Genomic DNA, 22,231 nt, shown 5'->3' on the forward strand with positions numbered 1-22,231 from the left:
CGATTCCCCCCACACCGGCCCACCAGTTTCGCTAATGTCTTTCTCGAACGTGTGAACGAGACGCCGGGAGGGGGTGGGACCCGTGATCAGGGTTCTGTTGGTGGACGACGAGGCGATGGTCCGCGCGGGTGTGCGGGCGATCCTCGACAACGACCCCGGTGTCGAGGTGGTGGCCGAGGCCGCCGACGGCAGGGAGGGTGTGGAGGTCGCCCGGTCCCACCGGCCGGACGTGGCACTCGTCGATATCCGCATGCCGGGGATGAACGGCCTGGACGCGGCCCTCGAGATGCGGCGGGCCGCGCCGGAGACCGGGGTGGCCATCCTGACCACCTTCGGCGAGGAGGAGTACGTGGTGCGGGCTCTCGACGGGGGCGCCGACGGGTTCCTGCTGAAGACCGGTGACCCGCGCGAACTGCTGTTGGGGGTGCGGGCCGTGGCGGAGGGCGGTGCCTTCCTCTCCCCGAAGGTGGCCCGCCGGGTCCTGGACGGGTTGGACCACGAACGTTCCACCGGTCGGTTGCACGCCCGGGAACGGTTGGCGGAGCTGAGCGAGCGGGAACGGGAGGTTCTGGCCCTGCTGGGGGCCGGGCTGTCGAACGGGGAGATCGGGGTGCGGCTCTTCCTGACCGAGGGGACCGTGAAGGGCCATGTGAGTGCGATCCTCCTGCGCCTGGACGTGCGCAACCGGGTGGAGGCGGCAGTCCTCGCGTACGAGGCCGGCGTGGTCCCGCAGATCTCGGACGAAGCCCGGTAGCCGCGGTGTAGGAGGGCGACGCGGTCCCGGACACCTCCGGGGCGCCGGTCGCCCCGGTCCAGCCCTGGTCTGCGGGCCCCGCGGTCAGTCACCGCCCAGCCCTTCGGCCGGGGCGATCCTGGCCAGCCTGCGGGCGGGGAACAGCGTCGCCGCGACCCCGACCACCAGTGCGGCGAGCAGGACCAGGCCCAGCTGGGCCCAGGGCACCGCCACCACGAGGGGTGCGGTCTCCCCGACGATCGCGCCCACCCCGACCACCCCGTAGGGCACGCCGATGAGGACACCCAGGGCGGCCCCGATCAGGGCGATCACGGTGGCCTCCACGGCGAGCGTGTTCCGCAGGCCGACCCGGGTGAGGCCCAGGGCGCGCAGTAGCGCCGACTCCCGGGTTCTCTCCAGGACGGACAGGCTCAGCGTGTTGCTCACACCCAGGCCGGAGATGACCACGGTGACGAGGAGCATCACCAGGGCGAGGTTGACCAGGATGTCGAGGACCTCGGTGATGTCACCCCTTTCGCTGAGCGCGCCGCTGAGGACGATGTCCGGGTCGGCCCCGGCCACCAGGTTCATCTGCGCGGCCAGGGAGTCGGCATCGGCCCCCGGGGCGGCCACCCCCCAGACCGTTCCCTGCTCCTCGTCCTCGGTCAGGGTGTCCAGGACGTCCGCGCGCATGACCGGGGCCGGTGTCCCGGTGGCGGTGGCCAGGGGGTCGGGGATCACGGTGAAGGGTCTTCGCTCACCGTCCACGGTGAGCTCCCGCCTTTCCCCGGCTTCGGCCCCGAGTGCGCTCAGCTGGTCACCCGAGACCAGCATGACCGGGGCATCGTTCGCGGTGTTCGCCAGCGCCTCGGCGCCGGTGGCGGCGGCCAGTTCCGGGGAGACCCCCACCAGGGTGACCTCGCCCATGCCGTCGATGGTCGTGTCCCCGGTACGGGGCGCTTCGACCTGGTCCAGGCCGTCGATCTCCCGAACTCTCTCCACGGTCGCCGGATCCATCGACCCCTCGTCCACCCGGGCGCTCACGTCCACCGGGTAGCGGTCGTTCAGGTCGCTGTCGACGGTGGCGCGGCCGGTGGCCGCGGCGGTGGTCAGCGCGGTGATCAGGCCGAGCCCCAGTACGAGGGTGAGCGTGGCCGTGGCTGCCCGGCCCGTGTCGCGCCGGAGGTTGGCCCCGGCCAGTTCGGCGACACCGCCCACCCGCCGCAGCGGCCCCTGCACCGCGCGGACGATCTGGGAGATGAGGTAGCGCAGAACGAGGAGCAGGCCGATCGCGCCCACGAACCCGCCCCCGATGGCCGGGGGCAGGCTCTGCGACCAGGCCCCGGCCGCCATCGTCGCCAGCCCGAGCAGCGCGAGCCCGGTTCCGAGGGCGTGCACCGCGCGGAAGCGGACCCCGCTGTCCAGCGGGGCCGAGCGCAGGGCCTCCACCGGGGCCGTGGCGGACGCCCGCCGGGCCGGGAACCAGGCGGCCGCCACCGTCGTGCCCGTCCCCACCAGGACGCAGCCGGCCAGGGCGAGGGGGTTGACGTGGAGTCCGGCGCCGGTCAACCCCATCAGTGCGGCCCCCGCGTACCCGGCGGCCACGCCCGCGGCCGCCCCGGCCAGGGATCCGGCGGAGCCGATCAGGAGGGCTTCGGCGACCACCAGCGAGCGCACTTGGGTCCGCTCGGCGCCCACCAAGCGCAGTAGGGCGGTGTCGCGGCGGCGCTGCGAGAGCAGGATGGTGAAGGTGTTGGCGATGACCATCGCCGCGGCCAACAGGGCGATGAGGGCGAACACGAGCAGGAGCAGGTCGAGCTGCTGGGCCCCGCCCGCGAACCGGTCGGCGGCCAGCGCGGCCTGCTCCGCCGCGGTCATCGGGTACAGGTCCGCGGGCAGAGAGGCTGCCAGCTCCGCGACCGTCGCCTCGGCCGAGACCCCCTCGGCCAGGCTGGCCGTGGCGGTGGGCGCACTGTCTCCCGCGAAGTGCGCCTGGCTGGCGTAGAGCGTGTACTGGACCCCGGTCAGCGGTTGGAACCCCAGGTCCGCGGCGCCGACCACGGTGGCCGGGAGCTCCTCCCCCGCTTCGGGAAGGAGCCGCACGCTGTCCCCCACCGCGATCCCGGCGGCCTCCAGGGTCGCGGTGTCGGCCACCACCTCGTCCGGGGCGGCCGGCCAGGCGCCCTCCACCAGGTCGAACCAGCGGAGTTCGGTCTCCTCGGCGATGCTGTAGACGTTGGCGGTGCCCCTCCGGTCGTCGGTGGCCAGTTGGACCGTGCGCGCGTGCTGGGGTGCCACGGCGGTGACGTCGGGGTGCTCGGCGACCTCGTCGGGCCAGTCGGCCCGGGGATCCGGGGCGTTGCTGTCCCGGTCCACGACCACGTCGGCCGCGGACAGCGGGGCCGCGGCCACCGCGCGCAGCCCGGCGGCGGAGGTCCCGGAGAACACGGCGGTGGCCGCCAGGAAGAGCGTGCCGAGCACGATCGACAAGAGCACGGCGAAGAGCCGGGCGGGGTGGGCGCGCAGCTGCGCCCAGGCAAGGCTGAGCATCATTCGGCTCCCGCCATGGCATCGAGGACCTCTTGGGCCGTGGGCTGTTCGAGGCTGCCGTGCAGGGCGCGGTCGGCGTGGGTGGCGGCGACCGGATCGTGGGTGACCATGACGATGGTCTGGCCGAGTTCGGCGCAGGCCGCGCGCAGGCGCCGCAGGAGTTCACGGCCGTTGGTGACGTCGAGGGCGCCGGTGGGCTCGTCAGCGAAGACCACGGCGGGCCGGGTGAGCAGGGCGCGGGCCACCGCGACCCGCTGCTGCTGCCCGCCGGACAGCTGTGCCGGCCGGTGGCCGAGCCGGTCGCCGATCCGCAGGGAGCGCACGACCTCCTCCAGGTAGGCGCGGTCCGGTCGCCGTCCGGCGAGCCTGAGCGGCAGGAGGATGTTCTGTTCGGCGGTGAGGGCGGGCAGCAGGTTGAAGGCCTGGAAGACGAAGCCGATCCGCTCGCGGCGCAGCCGGGTGAGTCTCCGGTCGTCGAGTTCGCCCAGGTCCTGGCCTTCGACCAGGACCCGCCCCGAGGTGGGGGTGTCCAGCCCGGCCAGCAGGTTCATGAGGGTGGACTTGCCGGAGCCGGAGGGCCCCATGACCGCGGTGAACGTCCCCGGCTCGAAACCCAGGCTCACCCCGGCCACGGCGGTGACGGCGGTCTCCCCTGAGCCGTACCTTTTGACCAGGTCGACCGCCTGGAGTGCGCTGCCTTGACTGGTCGGTGCGTTCATCCGGACTTCTCCGTCCTCTCGGCCCCCGGGCGGGCCGTATACCGCCCCGCCTGTGCCTCTGCGTCGCGGTTGCCCGGTGGCGGCTCCACCGCCGTCGTGTTTTTTCTCCATCGACTTCTTCATCGACAACCACGCTAGAAATCGGGGCCCCGCACCGACACTGGCGACCGACGGGCCTGCACCCTGACGAAAGTCAGGGGGTAGGCAACCTGCGCACCGAGGCAAGCCACTTCGTCCAAAGCATTGACGAAGTCTCGCCCCGCTGGCAACGTACGCAGCACCTGCCAGGGGACGACCGAACGGAGATCCACCGTGCACGACGACCGGCGGCTGACCGAGGCACGACTGGAGCGGGTCCTGAGGGAACGCGTGTGGCCCGCGGTGTACACGACGTCGATCCCCCTGGAGGTGTCCCGCTGGGATGTCCCGGGCGAGCCCGTCCCGGCCGCCGACGGGATCTCCGCACCACACGCACCCGCAAACGTCGGCGACGCCTGGGGGCCGGCCTGGGGCACGACGTGGTTCCGGCTGCGCGGACACGTCCCGCGCGCGTGGGCGGGCCGCACCGTGGAGGCCGTGGTCGACCTCGGCTTCGACGCCGGGATGCCGGGCTTCCAGTGCGAGGGACTCGTCCACCTGCCCGACGGCACCGTCGTCAAGGGCCTCAACCCGCGCAACGCCTGGATCCCGGTCGCCTCCCCCGCCGACGGGGAGGAGGCGGTCGAGTTCCACGTCGAGGCGGCGGCCAACCCGGTCATCCTCGGCAACCCGCCGTTCCAGCCCACCGAACTCGGCTCCGGCCGCGGCCCCGAGGACGAACCCCTGTACCGGCTGGCCCGCGCCGACCTGGCCGTCTTCGAGTCGCACGTGTGGGAGCTCGCCCTGGACCTGGAGGTCGCGGGCGGGCTCATGCGCGAACTCGGCACCGGCGACCCCCGCCGCTGGGAGCTCCTGCGAACGCTGGGCCGGACCCTGGACTCCCTCGACCTGCAGGACGTCCCCGGTACCGCCGACCGGGCGCGCGAGGCCCTGGCACCAGCGCTCGCCTCCCCCGCCGTACCGAGCGCCCACCGGCTGTCCGCCGTCGGGCACGCCCACATCGACTCCGCCTGGCTGTGGCCGCTGCGCGAGACCGTCAGGAAGGTCGCCCGGACCAGCGCGAACGTCGTTTCGCTGATGGACGGGCACCCGGAGTTCGTGTTCGCGATGTCCCAGGCCCAGCAGTGGGCCTGGCTCAAGGAGCACCGGCCGGACGTGTTCACCCGCGTGGTGAAGGCGGCCGACGCCGGGCAGTTCGTGCCGGTCGGCGGCATGTGGGTCGAGTCCGACACCAACATGCCGGGATCCGAGGCGCTGGCCCGGCAGTTCACCTTCGGCAAGCGCTTCTTCCGGGACGAGCTCGGCGTCGACACCCAGGAGGTGTGGCTGCCGGACTCCTTCGGCTACTCCGCCGCACTCCCCCAGCTGGTGCGCCTGTCGGGGTCGCGCTGGTTCCTCACCCAGAAGATCTCCTGGAGCCAGGTCAACACGTTCCCGCACCACACGTTCTGGTGGGAGGGGCTCGACGGGACCCGGGTCTTCACGCACTTCCCGCCGGTGGACACCTACAACTCCGAGCTCACCGGCGACGAGCTCGCACACGCCTCGCGCAACTTCCGGGACAAGGGCGGCTCCTCCCGCTCCCTCGTGCCCTTCGGGCACGGGGACGGGGGCGGCGGCCCCACGCGGGAGATGCTGGCCCGGGCGGCACGGCTGCGCGACCTGGAGGGTTCGCCGAGGGTGGAGATCGAGCACCCGGCGGAGTTCTTCGCCAAAGCGCACGCCGAGTACCCGAACGCTCCGGTCTGGCTGGGCGAGCTCTACCTGGAGTTCCATCGGGGGACCTACACCAGCCAGGTGGCGGCCAAGCAGGGCAACCGGCGTTCGGAGCACCTGCTGCGCGAAGCCGAACTGTGGGCCGCCACCGCCGCCGTGCGCGCCGGGGCGGACTACCCCTATGAGCACCTGGACCGGATCTGGAGGACGGTCCTGCTGAACCAGTTCCACGACATCCTCCCCGGGAGCTCCATCGCGTGGGTGCACCGGGAGGCGGCCGAGGACTACGCGCGGGTCGCCGAGGAGCTGCACGGGATCATCGCCGCTGCCCAGGCCGCGCTCACCGGCAGCCCCGGCACCGAAAACGGCACGGGACGCGGTGGTTCCGGCGCGGGCGGCGGCGTGGTGTTCAATGCGGCACCGCACGAGCGGGACGGGATCCCCGCTATGGGCGCCCTGCCCCGTGCCGAGGCCGAGCGCAGCCGCGCCGCCGACTCCCCCTCCGCCACCGGCGTCGTCGCCCCCGTCACCGCTGTCACGGCAGAAGAGGACGGGTTCACGCTGGACAACGGGTTGCTGACGGTGCGCGTGGACCACCGAGGCCTGGTCACCTCGATCGTGGACCGGACCGAGGACCGCGAGGTGCTCGCACCGGGACAGCCGGGCAACCTGCTCCAGGTGCACCAGGACCTGCCCAACCAGTGGGACGCCTGGGACGTGGACGAGTTCTACCGGAACAGCACCGTCGACCTCACGGAAGCCGACTCCGTCGCGGTTCCCGACCTCGAGGACGGGCCGGTGGGCGAGACCGTCGCGCTGCGCGTCGCCCGCTCCTTCGGTGCCTCCAGGGTCACCCAGGTCCTCTCACTCCAGCCAGGTGCGCGACGCCTGGACGTGGAGACCGTCGTCGACTGGCACGAGCGGGAGAAGTTCCTCAAGGCGGCCTTCCCGCTCGACGTGCGCGCGCACGAGTCCTCGTCCGAGATCCAGTTCGGCCACGTGAAGCGGACCGCGCACACCAACACCTCCTGGGATTCGGCCAAGTTCGAGATCTGCGCGCACCGCTGGGTGCACGTGGCCGAGCCCGGCTACGGGGTGGCGGTGCTCAACGACTCCACCTACGGACACGACGTGACCCGCGACGTCCGCGCGGACGGCGGAACCACGACCACGGTGCGGCTGTCGCTGCTGCGCGCGCCGCGCTTCCCCGACCCGGATACCGACCAAGGGGAGCACCGCTTCCGCTACGCCCTGGCGCCGGGAGCGGAGATCGAGGACGCGGTGCGCGAGGGCTACCGGATCAACCTGCCCGCCCGGGAGGTCTCCGGGGACGGCGCCGTCGCACCGCTGGTGGCGGTGGACGACCCCGGTGTGGTGGTGGAGTCCGTGAAACTCGCCGACGACCGCTCCGGCGACCTCGTGGTGCGGCTGTACGAGGCGCGCGGCGGCCGGGCCCGGGCCACCGTGCGCACCGGTTTCCCGGTTTCCGGGGTCCGAGCCGTCAACCTGTTGGAGGAGGACTACGAGGAGGCTCCGGGCCTGGACACGGACCTCGCGGGCGCCGTCGGCCGCAACGGCGGCGGGAAGCCGACTGCCAGCCGGAACGGCGGCGGGGAACAGGCTTCGGTGACCTTCTCCCTGCGCCCGTTCCAGATCGTGACCCTGCGCCTGGCCCGGTAGTCCGCCGCCCCGTTTCCCCGGTGATCTTGCCCCAGCTCCACCCTCGGCGGCCGGGGGTGGAGCTGGGGGCAAGATCATCGCTGGTTGGGGTCACCCCTTGACCGCGCCGCCCAGGGCGAACTTGCCGCCCAGCGCCCGGGAGACCACCACGTACAGCACGATCACGGGGACGGTGTAGATGAGCGAGTACGCGGCGAGCTCCCCGTAGCGCACGGAGCCGTACTGGCCGAAGAAGGTGAAGACCCGCACCGCCGCCGGCATCTTCTCCGGGCTGGTGAGCAGGATGAACGGAACGAAGAAGTTGCCCCAGGTGGTGACCAGGGTGAAGATCGAGACGACCGCCAGCCCCGGTGCGAGCAGCGGCGCCACCAGGTAGCGGATCGACTGCCAGGCCGAGGCCCCGTCCACCCAGGCGGCCTCTTCCAGGGTGATGGGGATCCCGTCGATGAAGTTCTTGGTCAGCCAGATACCGAAGGGCAGCGTGCTGGCGGACAGGAACAGCGTCGTGGCGATCAGCGAGTTGAGCAGGTTGGCCTGCACGAACATGCCGTAGACCGGGACCATGATCGCGGTGATCGGCAGCCCGGTGGCGAACAGCACCGTGTACAGGAACGGCTTCTTGAACCGGAGGTTGTAGCGGGAGATCGGGTACGCGGCCAGCATCGAGCACACGGCGGTGATGAGCGCCGCCCCGCCGCAGGTGAGGATGCTGTTCCAGAGCGGCCGGTAGATGATGTCGGGTGTCATGATCGCCGTGAAGTGGTCCAGCGTGAACCCGGAGGGCGGGCTCGCCCGCAGCGACGCTTCGGGGTCCACGGAGGCGAAGAGCATCCACAGCATGGGCACCAGGAACAGCAGGGTCAGCACGCCCAGGAGCGAGTACGCGAGCACGCTGCCCGCCGCCCGGCTCGGAGCGGTGACGACGGCGCGCAACCGGGTCGGGCGGCCCCGGCCCGGGGGAACCCGGCCCGTGGCGGCCTCTTCGGCACTCACCCGTTCTCCGCTCACCCGTTCTTCGCTCACCTGGTCTCCTCCTTCCGGAGCATCCACACGTAGACGACCGAGAACAGTCCGGCGACGACCAGGAGCGCCAGTGCGATGGCGGTCCCGTAGCCCAGGTCGCCCATATCCAGCGCCTCCTGGTACATCAGAAGCGGAAGGGTGGTGCTCCGCGACCCCGGTCCGCCCGAGGTCATCACGTAGATCAGCGTGAACACCTGCACGGTCTGGAGCGTGATCAGCAGCAGGGTCGTGGCCAGGGTGCGCCGCAGGAGCGGGAGCACGACGTGCCACAGCACCTGGAACCCGGAGGCGCCGTCGACGCGCGCCGCCTCCTTGAGGTCCTCGGGGACCTCGGACAGGCCCGCCGAGTAGGTCATCATCGAGAAGGCGGTGCCCTTCCAGATGTTGGCCAGGACCACCGCCAGGAGCGGCGCCGTGAACAGCCAGTTCTGCTCACCGGCCCCGAGCGTGCCGAGGATGGAGTTGAGGGTGCCTTCCCGCTCCAGGAACGCGTACCAGACGAACCCGGCCACGACCTCCGGAACCACCCAGGCACCGACGACGATCGCGCCCACCGTCGCGCGCACGGCCCCGTTGCGGTGCTGGAGCAGCAGGGCCAGGGACAGGCCCAGCACCGTCTGTCCGAGCACGCAGCCGATAAGGAAGGCGACGGTGAGGAGGGTCGCGGTCCGGAACCGGGGGTCGGACAACAGCTGCTCGAAATTGGCCGTGCCGACGAACTCGGTCTGCGCCGCTTGGGCACCGGTCAGCGCCGCGTTCGTGAAGGAGGCCCAGACCGTCCACAGGATGGGGCCCGCGAAGAACGCCAGGAGCAGGAACAGGGCGGGCGCCATGGGGATGACCCACCGGGTGGACCGGCTCCAGGCTCCGCGCGCCCAGACAGCGCGCCCGTCCCCCTCCCCCTGCCGGACGCGCCGGGCGGGGGCGGGGGCAGTATCGGGGGTCGGGGGTCCGGAGGGCGCCCGGGGGCCGGTTGACTGTGACCGCACCGGTCAGGAGCCCGTCGTCACGTTCTCGGGACCGACGACGCCCTCCACCTCTTCGGCGTAGAGCTCGGCGGCCTCCTCCGGGGTGGCCTCATCGAGCATCACGGCCTCCATGGCCTCCTGGATGGCCAACGAGACCCGCGGGTACTCGCTGTAGGCGGGACGGAATCCGGTGATCTCCACCAGCTCGGCGAACTCCTCGGCCATCGGTGCCTCGTCGACGAAGGCCGGGTCCTCGGCCACGTCGTCCCGGACGGGGATCTGGCCGCCCTCGATGGCGAACTTGGTGGCGTTCTCCTTGTTGAGGGCCAGGGTCATGACCTCCCACGCGAGGTCGGGGTCTGTGGCGTGCGCGCCCATGGAGAGCGCCCAGCCGCCGGACATGCTCGTGGCGCCGGGCTCCTCGCCGTCCTGGGTCGGCATGCGGGTGAACTCCATGTGGTCCTCCCACTCGGGCCAGGGCTGGTTGGCCTCCTCGATCCAGGACTGGGTGGCCCAGGACCCGTCGAGGCTGATGGCGAGCTCTCCGGCGGGGAACCGCTCCTCGTTGTTGATCGTCCCCATGTTGGCGTCGAGGGCGTCCTGCGGGTCGAAGGTCAGCTCTTCCTCGAAGATCGTGTCGATGAACTCCAGGGAGTCGGAGAAACCCGCGCTGCTGGTGACCCACTGTTCGGAGCCGTCGTCGAAGAGCTCGTCGCCGGTACCGCTGAGGAGCATCTGGAAGCCTTCGAGGGACGCGGCCTCGGCGGCGGGGGTGCCGGAGAAGACGTGGAGCGGGACCACGCCGTCGCCGAGCTCGGACTGGACGGTCCGGGCCGCGTCGAGGACCTCGTCCCAGGTGGCCGGTTCCCATGGGGTGTCGATGCCGGCCTCTTCGAGGAGTTCGGTGTTGTACCAGAGGCCGCGGACGTCGGTGCCGAGCATGACGCCGTAGCGGTCCCCGTCCAGGGAGGTGACGGCGTCGGCCTCTTGGTCGCTGAACTGGTCGCTCTCGTCCCAGTCCGCGAAGTAGTCGTCGAGCGGCATCAGGTACCCGGCGTCGGCGTCCTGGTTGATGGTGAAGGTGTCCTGGTAGATCAGGTCCGGTGCCTCGCCCGGGGACCCGTTCATGAGGTTGACCTGGGTCTGGTAGTCGTCGGCCGGCGCCTCGATCGCGTTCAGCTCCACGGTGATGTCGGGGTTCTCCGCCTCGAAGTCCTCCTTCACCCCCTGCATGAGCGAGTCCATCGCGATGAAGGTTCCGTAGTTCATGTAGGCGACGCTGACCGTGTTCTCGTCCCGGTCGGCGTCCCCGGAGCAGCCCGCGGCGACCAGCGCCAGGACCGATACCGCGGCGGCGGCGCGGATGGTGTTCCGTCGAGTTCTCCTCATGGTGACCCCTCACGAAGCATGTGGGTGAAGGACGCCCGCGGATGGGGAACCGGCCTTCGGGGCAGGTGACTCACATCACCTGCTTACTAAAAACCTTGGATAAAGACAATGGGTGAAGTGGTACCTTCCAATGTGGTTGCCCCCGTGGTGGGGCGCTGGTCGGGAGGCGGCCCGACCGGGTGGAGGGAACGGGCGGAGGGACATCGGCGTATGCGCACAAGCACCAACCTGCTGTGGCTGGGCGGGCTCAACCAGAGCAGGGTGCTCGACGCCGTGCGCCGCTCGGACGGTGTCAGCCGGGTCGAGTTGGCCGCACAGACCGGCCTGACCGCACAGACCGTGTCGAACATCGTCCGCAAGCTCCTGGAGGACGGCCTCGTCCTGGAGGACGGCCAGGCCACCTCCCGCGGCGGCAAGCCCGCGACCGTGCTCAGACTCAACGCCGGGGCCTACTACGCCGTCGGCATGCACATCGATCCCGCCTCGACCACGCTCGTCGTCACCGACCTAGCCGGCCAGGTCGTGGCCAGGACCCGTCGGCGCACCCCCTCGGCGCAGGGGCCGCGCCGGGTGATCGATGCCCTCAGCCGTTCGGTGCGCGCCATCATCGAACAGGCCCGCGTCCCCGGCCGGATCCTCGGACTCGGGGTGGCCACTCCCGGCCCGCTCGACAACGGCGGCGGGGTCGTCACCCCGCCGAACCTGCCGGGCTGGGGCTCGGTCCCGCTGCGCGAGGCCCTGGCGGCGGGCACCGGACTGGAGGTGGTCATCGACAACGACGCGACGGCGGCCACCATCGGCGAGCGCTGGGCGGGCGGAGAAGAGCGGTCCTCGGACATGGCCTTCGTCTATGTCGGCACCGGGGTCGGCGGCGGCCTCGTACTCGACGGGAGCGTCTACCGGGGTGACACCCTGAACGCGGCGGAGATCGGCCACGTGACGGTCGACCCGCGGGGTCCGGTGTGCCCGTGTGGGAACCGCGGCTGCTTGGAGACCTACATCGCGCCGCACGCCGTCGCGGCGGACGCCGCGCACCGCAGGGGCGAGGACCCGGTGGACTTCGAACGCGGCCAGGCGCGCACGGTCGCCGCCTACAAGAGGGTGTGCCGCGAGGCCCGGGCCGGTGACCCCGTCGCCCTGGACGTGGTCGGAGCGGCCGGGCGCCGGCTCGGCCAGGCCGCGACCGCACTGCTCAATCTGCTCGACGTACCGCAGGTGGTGCTCGGCGGCTGGGGGATGTCGAACGTCGGCGACCTGTACGCGGACGAGCTGCGGACGTCCCTCGCCGAACGCACGCTCGCCCGCTCCGTGCGGCGCGTGCGGGTCGACACGTCCCTCATCGGCGAGGACGTGGGCGCGATCGGAGCGGCCTCACTGGTGCTGCACTCGGCCTACTCCCCCAAGGTCAACAGCGTGTGAGCGCCTGGGTGAGCGGGAGCACCTAGGTGAGCGGGCGGGGTACTTGTGTGAGGCGGCGGGGCCGACATTCCGGTAACCCCTCAGCGCTCGGGGAACATCGACTGGACGCGCTCGGCGACGTCCGCGAAACCGGTCCGGCGCAGGATGTCCACCTGCTCGCGGGCGAACTCGGACCGCTCGGCTTCGTCCTCGACGGAGTCGATGAGCCCGCGCAGGATGGCGACCTGGACGTCCTGCTCCATGTCGCTCTCCTCCTCGTCCTGCTCGGCGGGCCACCAGTAGCTCTCGTAGCCCTCTTCGTCCACGACGCTGCCCGGCATCGGGACGCCGGGTTCGGGGAGGTCCTGAGAGAGGTGCGGGGCGGGCAGGTCGGCGCGGAGCATCGGGTCGGGCGCGAGTTCGGCAGCCGGTTCGTGGTCGAGTTCCCCGGACAGCGACCTCTTGACCTGCCGGGCCTCGTGCTCGGCGGCCCAGAGGGCACGGTCCTTGCGCATGTGCGCCATGCGGTCGAGGCGTTCCTCGTCCTCGTGGGCCAGCTCCAGGCGGACTTTCTCCGCCCACACCTGGATCGTGCCCCCGGCGACCGGGGCCTCCACCGCGAACTCCGCCTCCAGCTGGCTCTCGGCCACCGTGCGGTCCCCGGGGTGCACGTCGCGCAGGACCTCCCCGGCACGGAGCACGATCGCGTGGGTGGCCGGACCGGCCGGGTTGCGCAGGCTCAGGTCCACCCGGTGCGCCCATCGCCAGTGGATGAGCGCGGAGAACCCGAACGCGTAGTCGTCGACGCTGCTGGGAAGTTCGGTCCGGCGCACCCGCACACCGCGGGTTCCGGACTCCCCCCGCGGCGCCGTGAGGGGCGCGGGCTCGTCACCTTGGTCCGAGAGGTCCCGGGGCTCCCCGTCCGCATTCTTCGCTTCGGGCCCGCCCCGTTCCGCCCCGTTCCGCGCCTCGGGCTCGTCCTTGCCGGTCACCGCGTCCAGGGCGGCCTCCAACATCGAGGGGCGGGCCAGGGCCGTCCCCAGCAGCACCACGGCGAACGGCAACCACGCGAGTGTCCACAGTCCCACCAGCGGATACAGCGCCGCGGGAACGGTCAACACCACGACGACCACCACGAGGCGGGTACGGGCGAAGGCGGCCACGGGGGTGTCTCCTCATGCGGGGGCAAGGGGTCGCGGAACGAAAAGTCCACTCGCCAGTGTGCCCGAGAACCGGCGTGCCCGCGCCATCAACCACAACAACGGCCCCTGGGGCCCGATCAGAGCAGGGACGCGTTGCCGCCGAGTACGACGTCGCGAACGTGGGAGCTCAGGACCTTGGGACCAGCAGTGTGAGCACGCGGGGAAGTTCCGCTTCCAGCTGCGCGATCTCTTCGTTCATCCCGGACAACGAATGGCGCAGGCCGATCTGGAACAGACCGTCGAGCATGGCGTACGCGGCCTCGGGCGAGGTCCTCGGCTCTTCCCCAGCAAGCTCGGCGTAGCGGCTGACCACCCGCCAGATCATCGCCTCCCGCCGCTTGTCGATCTCTTGCACGTCCCCGCGGAAGGTTGCGTCGAACAGGCCCTGATTGCGCAGGTCGTACCACAGCCGGTGCAGTGGGGCGTCCGTTTTCAGCGTCTCCACGAACGTGCTGACGAAGCCGTCCCGCAGTTGGTCCGCGGTCGTCGCCTTCTCGATCACGTCGTCGTACCGGGTGACGCACACGGCCTCGTACTGACGGACCGCCTGAGTGATGAGGTCCCGCTTGTCCGCGAAGTAGTAGTGCAGGACGCCGTGGGAGAACTCCGAATTCTGCGCGATCTCCCGCAGGCTCGTTCGCGCGTAGCCCAAGTCGGCCAGCGTGTGCAGCGTCGTGACGGCAAGTTCCGTTCGCCGCGCCTCGAACTTGTCGAGCTGACGGCGGGCTATCCGTTCCTGCTTCGTCTCGGCGACGTCGGTCACGAGCTCTTCCTGTCGGCTGGTGGCGGTACGCGGCTGTGATGACGGAGCGAGTCTATCTCCTGCCGACCCGGCATTGCTTGACGACTGTCAAAGAAAAGCTTGACGACTGTCAAATACGCCGCTTACGGTGTGACCCACATCGCACGAGTGCTTTTCAAGACGTGCGGATCAGCGATCTCTACGAGGAGATGTCGGATGACCAGTTATGACCTAAGTGGCCGGAAAGCCCTGGTGACAGGAGGTGCACGAGGACTCGGGGCGGGTATGGCCGAGGCGCTGGCCCGGGCGGGCGCCGACGTCGTCATCGGTGACGTGCTTGAGGACGTCGGCAAGGAGACCGCGCAGTCGTTGCGGGACGCGGGGGCCACCGCGGAGTTCGTGCGGCTGGACGTCACCGAGGACGGGAGCTGGGCCGAGGCGGTACAGCGCGTAGTCGACGAGACCGGGGGGCTGGACCTCCTGGTGAACAACGCGGGTGTGGAGACCACAAGCCTGCTCGTCGACCTCGACCCGACGGACGTCCGCAAGATGCTCGACGTCAACGTGCTCGGCACCGCGCTTGGTCTCAAGCACGGGTTGCGCGCCATGCGCCCCGGCGGCGCGGGCGGCAACGGCGGTGCGGTGGTCAACGTCGCCTCTGTCGCGGCCACGATCGCTTTCCCCGGCATCTCCCTCTACTCGGCGACGAAGTCGGCCATCGACCGACTCACCCGCGTGGCCGCCGCCGAGTCCGGAAAGCTCGGCTACGGAGTGCGTGTCAACTGCATCTTCCCGGGCCTGACGCCCACCGACATGGGCAACCAGCTCGCCGGGGACTGCGCCGAGATCGGACTGTTCCCGTCCGCGGAGGCGGCCGCGCAGGCGGTCGTGGGCCTGACTCCGCAAGGGCGCCTCGGGCAAGTCGACGACATGGCCGACGCCGTGGTTTTTCTGGCTTCCGACGCCGCCAAGTACATCACCGGGGCAGGGCTCCCGGTCGATGGCGGCATGGGCATGTGAAGCGTTTCCACGAGTACGAAAGGAACGAAGTCCATGACTGCTGACAAGCGTGTAGTCGTCTACGGCGCCTCCGGCTACACCGGGCGGCTGATCTGCGAGTACCTGCGCGAGTACAACATTCCCTTCCTGGCCGCGGGCCGGAACCACCAGCGGGTCAAGGAAGCCGTCGGTGCGGTACCGGGAATCGAGACCGTCGACTACGACATCGTGGAGGTGGAGCACACCGCTGCGGCGCTGGCCGACCAGTTCCGGGGCGCCGCGGTCGTGTTGAACACGGTCGGCCCCTTCGCCCGCTACGGGCACGAGGTGGTGCAGGCCTGCCTGGAGATCGGTGCGCACTACACCGACCCCAATGGCGAACAGAACTGGATGATCGAAGCCGAGCAACGCTACGGTGCCGAGTTCGCCTCGCGCGGCCTGCTCCTCACCCCCGGCTTGGCGCAGATGTACACCATCGGGGAGATAGCGGCCAACTACTGCTTGGAGACGCCCGGCCTGGACACCCTCGACGTCGAGGTGTTCTGGAAGGGCTACCCGACGGTCGCCTCGATCAACACCATCCTCACCAACGCGGCGTTCGCCGACGCGTACCGCCTTGAGCAGAACGAGTACGTGGCGTGGCCCGCGGAGGGTTGGCCCGCCGATGTGGCCGTGCCCGGGCAGCACGCGCTCGGTCTCGCGCTGCCGTGGGGCGGCACGTCACACCCCGTGTGGTTCAAGAATGACCCGCGTGTGGCGAACGTGCGAGCGCTCGGGGGCGTGCTCGACCGGTCGCTGATGCAGGCGGTCCCGCAGATCGTCGCGTCCGCGCTGCAGCAGATGGAGGGCCTCTCCACGGAGGAGAAGTTCGCCGTCGTCGACCAGATCTCAGCCGAGATCCGCAGCGAGATGCCGCCGCGGGAGAACCCGCGCATCAACACTTCCCTCGACTCCGTTTACGCCTCGGGGCCACTGGGTCGCGCGCACTGCGTGATCCACGGCAACTGCAACTACAAGCAGACCGCCTTGCTGAACGTGCACGCGGCCGCGGAGCTGCTGCAGCAGCCGCCGCGAAAGGTCGGATTCGCCTCCAGCTGCCAGGCCTTCGGACACCGCGAGCTGCTGGGCACGCTCCGTGCGTTCGGCCTGGCGCTCGAACCGGTCCTCGAAGTCCACCACTGACCCCCTGGTGCGCCGGACCTGCGGGGCCCGGCGCACCAGCGCCCCAACGAAGAGGTAAGCAATGCGGCTGGCCGACTACCTGGACAAGGGTGCCTCCCTAGGTGGCAACAAACCCTGTCTGACGACGAACGGTGAATCACGCACCTATGCCGAGGTGCAGCATCTGTCCCGCCGGATCGCCGGGGCCCTGCACGGGTCCGGCGTCGGCGACGGCGATCGGGTGGCGGTGCTGTCGGCGAATGATCCGCTGGCCCTGACCTGCGTGTTCGGTATTTCCCGTGCCGGCGCGGTGTGGTGTCCCGTCAATCCCCGCAACGAGGCCGCCGAGAACAAGCAGCTACTGGACATGTTCGGCTGCCGCTGCCTCTTCTTCCAAGAGAAGTTCGCCCCGCTGGTGGAGCGGATCCGCGGTGAGCTGCCGGAACTGACCACCCTGGTGTGCCTGGACGGAGAGGTCGACGGCGCGGAGGCGTTCGACGAGTGGGTCGAGCGGAACTACCGGCAGCCGGAGGAGGTCCCGCGCACCGGGGACCAGTTGTGCATGCTCGCCGGCACCGGTGGCACGACCGGGCTGCCGAAGGGTGTCCGACTCACCGGGACCAACATGGCGACCGCGACCGCGACGACGCTGATGAGCTACCCGTTCGACGAGCGGCCCCGGTACCTCGCGATCGCCCCGCTCACCCATTCCGCGGGTGTGCTCACCTTCCCGATCATGGCGCTCGGTGGTGAGATCGTCATCATGCCGAACCCGGACCTCGGCGACTTCCTCCAGCTCGTCGAGCGGCATCGCATCACGCACGCCTTCCTGCCGCCGACCGTTGTCTACGGGTTGCTGGACCACCCCGATCTTGACTCGACGGACCTGGAGTCGTTGCGCTGCCTCTGGTACGGGGCCGCCCCCATGTCGCCGACACGCCTGGAGGAGGCGCTGACCCGGATCGGTCCGGTGCTCGGGCAGTTGTTCGGCCAGACGGAGGCGCCGAACATGATCGCGGCCCTCGCCCCCGCCGACCACTTCCGCACGGACGGATCGGTGGCCACTGAAAGGCTTTCCTCCGCGGGACGACCAACCCCGCTGACCCAGGTCGCGGTGCTGGACGAGGAGGGCAACCCGCTTCCGATCGGTAAGCGCGGCGAGATCGTGGTGCGCGGCCCGCTGGTCATGGACGGCTACCACCAGGACCCCGAGGCCACCGCTGCGGTCAGCGAGTACGGCTGGCACCACACCGGCGACATCGGTTACCTCGACGGGGACAACTTCCTCTACATCGTCGACCGGGCGAAGGACATGATCATCACCGGAGGTTTCAACGTGTACTCGGCGGAGGTGGAGCAAGTCCTGCTGGCCCACCCGGCAGTGCAGGACGCCGCCGTGGTCGGCCTGCCGGACGAGAAGTGGGGCGAGCAGGTCGCGGCGGTGGTCCAGCTACGTCCGGAGCAGCAGACGACGCCGGACGAGCTGACGGCTTTCGTGAAGGCACGGCTGGGCAGCGTGAAGACGCCGAAGCAGATCGGCATCTGGCCCGACCTACCGCGATCAAAGATCGGCAAGGTGCTCAAGCAGGAGATCAAGAACCGGTGGCGGCCCGCCTAGGGACGTTCGACGGGGGCGGCTCGGGGCGGTGACGGGGCCGACTCGGGATCAGCTCGGGTGCGGTGACGGGGGCGGGGAGGGCGGGTCGCCGGGCGGCGAAGAGTCGGGGAACACTGGTCGACGGCGGCCCGTGCCGGGCACGCGGGGGCACCGGGCGCGCACACCATGACGGCATGCGCTCGCCCGCCACCTCCCCGCCGCCGACCGCCCCGCCGTCCGCCCGGGCCGCACGCCCTCATAGCCGTTTCCGGCCCGAGGTCCAGGGACTGCGCGCCGTCGCCGTGCTGCTCGTACTCGTCTACCACCTCGACCCCGGCCTGCTGCCCGGCGGGTACGTGGGCGTCGACGTGTTCTTCGTGATCTCCGGCTTCCTCATCACGTCGCTCCTGCTGCGCGAGGTCCGTGAGCACGGCCGGGTGTCACTCGCCGGGTTCTACGTGCGGCGGGTGCGGCGCCTGCTGCCGGCCGCCACGGTGGTGCTGCTGGTCACGGGTGCGGTGTCCCTGGTCCTGTTGCCCGCCACGCGGTTGGGCGACACCGCCTGGCAACTGTTGGCCTCCGCGGCGTACGTCGAGAACCTCTACCTGGCCGACCAGGCCCTGGACTACCTCGAGGCGGAGACCCCGCCCAGTCCGGTGCAGCACTTCTGGTCGCTGTCGGTGGAGGAGCAGTTCTACGTGCTGTGGCCGCTGCTGTTCGTGCTCTGGGCGCTCGTGCTCCGCCGGTGGTTCAGGAGCGGGGGCGAACGTGTCGGCGCAGGTGCGAACGGGCCTGCCTGCGGGCGGGCCGGGACCGTGGTGCTGACGCTGCTCCTGGCCTCGGTGTTCATCGCATCGCTGGTCTACTCGGTGGTGCTGACCTCCGGCGGAGACCCCGCCGCCTATTTCCTGCCCACCACCCGCGCGTGGGAGCTGGCCGCGGGCGGCCTGCTGGCGGTCCTCCTGCCCGGGCGCGGACTACCGGAACCGCTCCGGCTCCCGCTCGGGTGGGCGGGGCTGGCTGCCATCGCGGCCGCCGCCGTGTCCTACGACTCCGGGACGCCCTTCCCCGGGTACGCGGCCCTGCTGCCCGTCCTCGGGGCGGTGGCCGTGATCGCCGCCGAGGACTCGCGCGGGATGTCGGCCGCACGGCTGCTGAGCACGGGACCGGCCCGGTTCACCGGTGACCTCTCCTATCCCCTGTACCTGTGGCACTGGCCGCTGATGGTGTTCGCGGTGGTGCTGGTGGACGGGGACTCTCCCGGGCCGCTCGGTGTCGCGGCGGTGGCCTTCCTGTCGTTCCTGGTGGCGTGGGCGACCAAGGTCTGGGTGGAGGACCCGGTGGCACGGCGCGGGCTGGTGCGCCGCGGCCGCTCCGCTGCCGCCGCGGCCCTGGCCGGGGTGCTGGCGGTGGCCGCGGTGGCCGCCACGGCGTGGGTCCGGGTGGAGCGGTTCCCTTCCCCCGAGTTCGACCCGGCGGTGCACGTGGGCCCCGAGGCGATCGACCGGACCGACGGTACGGACGCGGCGATGTACCCCTCGCCGCTGGACGCCGAAGGGGACGTACCCAGGACCTACGACGACGGCTGCCAGGCCGGTTTCCTCGAGGAGGATCCCTCCGACCCCTGTCTCTACGGGCCGGAGGACGGGGAGACGACGGTGGCGGTCGCGGGCGACTCGCACACCATCCACTGGTTCCCCGCTCTGGAGGAGCTCGCCGAGGAGCGGGGGTGGCGGCTCGCCATGTACGCCAAGTCGGCCTGCGCCTTCGCTTCGGTACTGCCCAGCAGGGAGGGCGGACCCTACGAGGAGTGCCGGACCTGGAACCGGGCGGTACTCGACGAACTCGAGGAGCTGGAACCGGACCTGCTGTTCACCAGTACGTCCGTGGGCGGTTCGCTGTACGGCGTCGAACGGGGACCGGAGTGGCGCGACACCATGGCCGACGGGATGGTCGAGCTGTGGGGCGAGGTGGCCGACGCGGGGACCCCCGTCCTGGTCGTACGGGACACGCCCCGCAACGAACCGGACGTGCTGGAGTGCCTGGCGCACCACATCGGAGACCCCTCCGCCTGTGACCAGAGCGCGGCGGAGGCCTTCCACCGCGAAGACCCCCAGGAGCTGGCGGTCCCGGAGGTCGAGGGCGCCGAGATCATCGACCTCACCGACCGCTTCTGCGCCGACGGTGTCTGTCCCGCGGTGATCGGCAACGTGGTGGTCTACCGGGACTCGCACCACGTCACCGAGACGTACGCGCGCCTGCTCGCCGACGACCTCGGCTCCCGGATGGACGGGGCCCTGGACCAGCCCTTGGAGTGACCCAGGGGTGCGGTGTCCTCGTCAGCCGTTCCCGAGGGTCGGCGGGCCAGCCGCGGGGCCCTGACCGGGGTGTTCGGGTGGGAGAAGCCCCGGCATTCCCGGGGGTGTCCGGCCGGGCCATCCCTGGTCGGACATGCCCTGCTCGGAGCGGCCCGGTCCTGGGGGCGCCTGGCCCTGTGCCGGGCCGTGCGGCTCGGCCTGCCACGGGTAGCCGGGCGGCGGCCCGTAGGCCGGCCTGCCCGTCCTCGGCTGGCCCTTCCCCGCCGGGTCCGTACTCGGCTGGCCAGGCCCCGGCTGGCCCGGGGGTGCCGGCCCCGGCGGCCCGGGAACCGGTCCGGCCCCTGGCCCGGGCTCCGGCGGGCCGTAACCCGGGGGTGCCGGTGGTCCTCCGGGCGGCATCCCGCCCGCGGTCACCGTGCCGGGTACCGGCCCCCGCCGGTACAGGGAGAGGTCCACCGCGTTGTAGAGCAGCACCCCGAACAGCCCCACGCACACCAGCCAGAAGCCCAGCCCCGCCGTCGCCTCCAAGTGTCCGTACTGGGTGTAGGCCTCACCCACCTCCGCTTGGACCTCCTCCTGGAAACCCGAGTGCATACCCACCTGGTTGACCACCACCAGGACCAGGGTGAGGGCCGCGGCGGACAGGCCGGAGACGGAGCGTGCCACCCGTCCCGGAAGCACCCCGCTCAGCACACCCCCGGCGATCAGGGTGACCAGCGAGATCAACAGGGCAGGGACCACGCCCACCTCCAGGTCCTGGAGGTCACCGGGGCCCAGTTCGTCGGCGAGGGTGCCGTTGATGTGCGGGGCGCCGTCGAACGCCAGCGCCATACCGCTGTAACTGACCTCGAGGCTCCCCAGGACACCGCTGCAGGAGACAGAGAAGAAGGGGAAGAAGAAACAAAGAACAACAAAGGCGATACCGCTCGGGCTGATCAGCCTTTTCGGCCATGACGAAGTCACGTACCCACTATTCCTCTCACCGCACCCGCTCTCGGCGGGCGGGGGTGCCGGTTGGGGAACCACTCCGGGTCTGAGCCCGCCCGACCTACGTTCGCACCCGGCCGCCTGGTTGGCCAAATCGGCCCGATCCCTTGCCACGCACAGGAACCAGCAGGAACATGAGACCACCGGTCAAGTCTGTGGCCGCATGCGGCCAGAGCCCCCGGGAACGACCGGAAAGGTCGCGATAATTCGTTATGTGACCACTGGGAATACCCGCATCCCGACCCAGGGGAAAGGAGCCTCACCGAGTTTGGCGAACACGCTCCGCAGTATGCTCGTGGCCACCTCACCGGCGGGCCCCGAAGATCCGCCGTTCCCGGCCCGCGCCTCCGGAAACCCCCCGTCAACACGGCGAAAGGCCGCCCGTTGGAGACCACCGACGCACCAGGACCCGAGACCCCCGAGGCCACCCCCGGCAGCGCCGCAGTGGTCGCCGCCCAGTTGGTCTCCTTAGACGAGCGCATGGCCCAACTGGACGAGCGCGCCCGCCACCGCGAAGCCGTCATCGACCGCCTGCACGCGGAGAACCAGGAGCTGCGGGCCGGCGAGCGCCGTTCCGTCCTGGACCCGGTCATCGCCGACCTCATCCGCCTGCACGAACACTTGGGCGACGAAGCCCGCCGCCTCCGAGACCAGGACCAGGACCGGACCGCCACCCTCCTGGCGAGCCTGGCCGACGACGCACTCCTCGCCCTGGAACGGGTCGGGGTGATGCCCCTGGAGGCCCGCCCCGGCGACCCCTTCCGTGGCGACCTCCACCAACCCCTGTCCACCGTCGACGCACCGGACCCCGCCCAAGCGGACACGATCGCCCGTGTGGTCTCCCAGGGCTTCCGGGACGCCGCCACCGGACGCGTCCGGCGCAGGGTCAGAGCGCACTTCTACCGGAACGCCGAGCCAGCGACCGCCCCACGACCCTGAGTCTGGAAGGC

General features: G+C 70.9%; 16 protein-coding genes. 8 read left to right on the forward strand and 8 right to left on the reverse strand.

The genetic code is table 11. The features are described from left to right. The first annotated feature begins 82 nt into the window (after nt 1-82). Nucleotides 83-754, forward strand: a complete 672-nt coding sequence (locus ACYVDG_RS13390; protein WP_460750748.1) for a response regulator — start codon at nt 83-85, stop codon at nt 752-754. A gap of 84 nt (nt 755-838) precedes the next feature. Here ACYVDG_RS13390 and ACYVDG_RS13395 read toward each other — a convergent pair whose 3' ends face one another. Together ACYVDG_RS13395 and ACYVDG_RS13400 are read right to left on the reverse strand one after the other, a co-directional pair. Continuing rightward, the gene (locus ACYVDG_RS13395) at nt 839-3,286 is read right to left on the reverse strand and encodes an FtsX-like permease family protein (RefSeq protein ID WP_460750751.1); all 2,448 of its coding nucleotides are present in this window, start codon (nt 3,284-3,286) and stop codon (nt 839-841) included. Then, nucleotides 3,283-4,002, reverse strand: a complete 720-nt coding sequence (locus ACYVDG_RS13400) for an ABC transporter ATP-binding protein (RefSeq protein WP_460750754.1) — start codon at nt 4,000-4,002, stop codon at nt 3,283-3,285. The genes ACYVDG_RS13395 and ACYVDG_RS13400 overlap by 4 nt, the downstream gene beginning before the upstream one ends. Before the next feature lie 312 nt (nt 4,003-4,314). Here ACYVDG_RS13400 and ACYVDG_RS13405 point away from each other — a divergent pair, with 312 nt between their 5' ends. Beyond that, complete coding sequence (locus ACYVDG_RS13405) at nt 4,315-7,497, forward strand: alpha-mannosidase (RefSeq protein ID WP_460750757.1); 3,183 nt, start codon at nt 4,315-4,317, stop codon at nt 7,495-7,497. A gap of 90 nt (nt 7,498-7,587) precedes the next feature. Here ACYVDG_RS13405 and ACYVDG_RS13410 read toward each other — a convergent pair whose 3' ends face one another. The 3 genes from ACYVDG_RS13410 to ACYVDG_RS13420 all read right to left on the reverse strand — a co-directional run bounded on the left by ACYVDG_RS13410 (nt 7,588) and on the right by ACYVDG_RS13420 (nt 10,877). Next, on the reverse strand, nt 7,588-8,430 hold the full coding sequence (locus ACYVDG_RS13410) for a carbohydrate ABC transporter permease (RefSeq protein WP_460750964.1): 843 nt from the start codon (nt 8,428-8,430) through the stop codon (nt 7,588-7,590). A gap of 86 nt (nt 8,431-8,516) precedes the next feature. Beyond that, on the reverse strand, nt 8,517-9,353 hold the full coding sequence (locus tag ACYVDG_RS13415) for a carbohydrate ABC transporter permease (RefSeq protein WP_460750760.1): 837 nt from the start codon (nt 9,351-9,353) through the stop codon (nt 8,517-8,519). Nucleotides 9,354-9,512: 159 nt separating this feature from the next. Further along, on the reverse strand, nt 9,513-10,877 hold the full coding sequence (locus tag ACYVDG_RS13420; RefSeq protein WP_460750764.1) for an extracellular solute-binding protein: 1,365 nt from the start codon (nt 10,875-10,877) through the stop codon (nt 9,513-9,515). Nucleotides 10,878-11,087: 210 nt separating this feature from the next. On the opposite strand from ACYVDG_RS13420, the gene ACYVDG_RS13425 reads away from it, so the two are divergent. Continuing rightward, nucleotides 11,088-12,296, forward strand: a complete 1,209-nt coding sequence (locus tag ACYVDG_RS13425) for an ROK family transcriptional regulator (protein ID WP_460750767.1) — start codon at nt 11,088-11,090, stop codon at nt 12,294-12,296. Between the two features lie 80 nt (nt 12,297-12,376). Here ACYVDG_RS13425 and ACYVDG_RS13430 read toward each other — a convergent pair whose 3' ends face one another. Continuing rightward, nucleotides 12,377-13,438 (reverse strand): hypothetical protein, encoded by a 1,062-nt coding sequence (locus ACYVDG_RS13430; RefSeq protein ID WP_460750770.1) that lies wholly within the window; start codon nt 13,436-13,438, stop codon nt 12,377-12,379. Nucleotides 13,439-13,604: 166 nt separating this feature from the next. Continuing rightward, nucleotides 13,605-14,240 (reverse strand): TetR/AcrR family transcriptional regulator, encoded by a 636-nt coding sequence (locus ACYVDG_RS13435; protein WP_460750774.1) that lies wholly within the window; start codon nt 14,238-14,240, stop codon nt 13,605-13,607. A gap of 195 nt (nt 14,241-14,435) precedes the next feature. Here ACYVDG_RS13435 and ACYVDG_RS13440 point away from each other — a divergent pair, with 195 nt between their 5' ends. From ACYVDG_RS13440 to ACYVDG_RS13455, 4 genes are all read left to right on the forward strand, one after another. Further along, nucleotides 14,436-15,239 carry an SDR family NAD(P)-dependent oxidoreductase gene (locus ACYVDG_RS13440; RefSeq protein WP_460750777.1) on the forward strand — a complete coding sequence of 268 codons (804 nt, stop codon included), beginning with the start codon at nt 14,436-14,438 and terminating at the stop codon, nt 15,237-15,239. Nucleotides 15,240-15,272: 33 nt separating this feature from the next. Next, entirely contained in the window at nt 15,273-16,400 is a 1,128-nt protein-coding gene (locus tag ACYVDG_RS13445) for a DUF5938 domain-containing protein (RefSeq protein WP_460750780.1), read from the forward strand. Between the two features lie 61 nt (nt 16,401-16,461). Further along, nucleotides 16,462-17,997: an acyl-CoA synthetase gene (locus ACYVDG_RS13450; protein WP_460750783.1), complete on the forward strand. Its 1,536-nt coding sequence runs from the start codon at nt 16,462-16,464 to the stop codon at nt 17,995-17,997. A 173-nt stretch (nt 17,998-18,170) separates the two neighbouring features. Further along, nucleotides 18,171-20,294 carry an acyltransferase family protein gene (locus ACYVDG_RS13455; protein WP_460750786.1) on the forward strand — a complete coding sequence of 708 codons (2,124 nt, stop codon included), beginning with the start codon at nt 18,171-18,173 and terminating at the stop codon, nt 20,292-20,294. A gap of 21 nt (nt 20,295-20,315) precedes the next feature. Here ACYVDG_RS13455 and ACYVDG_RS13460 read toward each other — a convergent pair whose 3' ends face one another. Continuing rightward, entirely contained in the window at nt 20,316-21,257 is a 942-nt protein-coding gene (locus tag ACYVDG_RS13460; protein WP_460750789.1) for a hypothetical protein, read from the reverse strand. 408 nt (nt 21,258-21,665) lie between these two features. Here ACYVDG_RS13460 and grpE point away from each other — a divergent pair, with 408 nt between their 5' ends. Further along, on the forward strand, nt 21,666-22,220 hold the full coding sequence (gene grpE, locus ACYVDG_RS13465) for a nucleotide exchange factor GrpE (RefSeq protein WP_460750792.1): 555 nt from the start codon (nt 21,666-21,668) through the stop codon (nt 22,218-22,220). The last annotated feature ends 11 nt before the right edge of the window (nt 22,221-22,231 follow it).

Source organism: Nocardiopsis oceani, from assembly GCF_054777395.1.

Excerpts from the sequence above, each read along its gene's own strand:
- ACYVDG_RS13415 (WP_460750760.1), bottom strand. The coding sequence starts at position 9,353 with ATGGCGCCCGCCCTGTTCCTGCTCCTGGCGTTCTTCGCGGGCCCCATC.
- ACYVDG_RS13425 (WP_460750767.1), top strand. The coding sequence starts at position 11,088 with ATGCGCACAAGCACCAACCTGCTGTGGCTGGGCGGGCTCAACCAGAGC.
- ACYVDG_RS13455 (WP_460750786.1), top strand. The coding sequence starts at position 18,171 with ATGCGCTCGCCCGCCACCTCCCCGCCGCCGACCGCCCCGCCGTCCGCC.
- ACYVDG_RS13420 (WP_460750764.1), bottom strand. The coding sequence starts at position 10,877 with ATGAGGAGAACTCGACGGAACACCATCCGCGCCGCCGCCGCGGTATCG.
- ACYVDG_RS13445 (WP_460750780.1), top strand. The coding sequence starts at position 15,273 with ATGACTGCTGACAAGCGTGTAGTCGTCTACGGCGCCTCCGGCTACACC.
- ACYVDG_RS13400 (WP_460750754.1), bottom strand. The coding sequence starts at position 4,002 with ATGAACGCACCGACCAGTCAAGGCAGCGCACTCCAGGCGGTCGACCTG.
- ACYVDG_RS13395 (WP_460750751.1), bottom strand. The coding sequence starts at position 3,286 with ATGATGCTCAGCCTTGCCTGGGCGCAGCTGCGCGCCCACCCCGCCCGG.
- ACYVDG_RS13440 (WP_460750777.1), top strand. The coding sequence starts at position 14,436 with ATGACCAGTTATGACCTAAGTGGCCGGAAAGCCCTGGTGACAGGAGGT.
- ACYVDG_RS13450 (WP_460750783.1), top strand. The coding sequence starts at position 16,462 with ATGCGGCTGGCCGACTACCTGGACAAGGGTGCCTCCCTAGGTGGCAAC.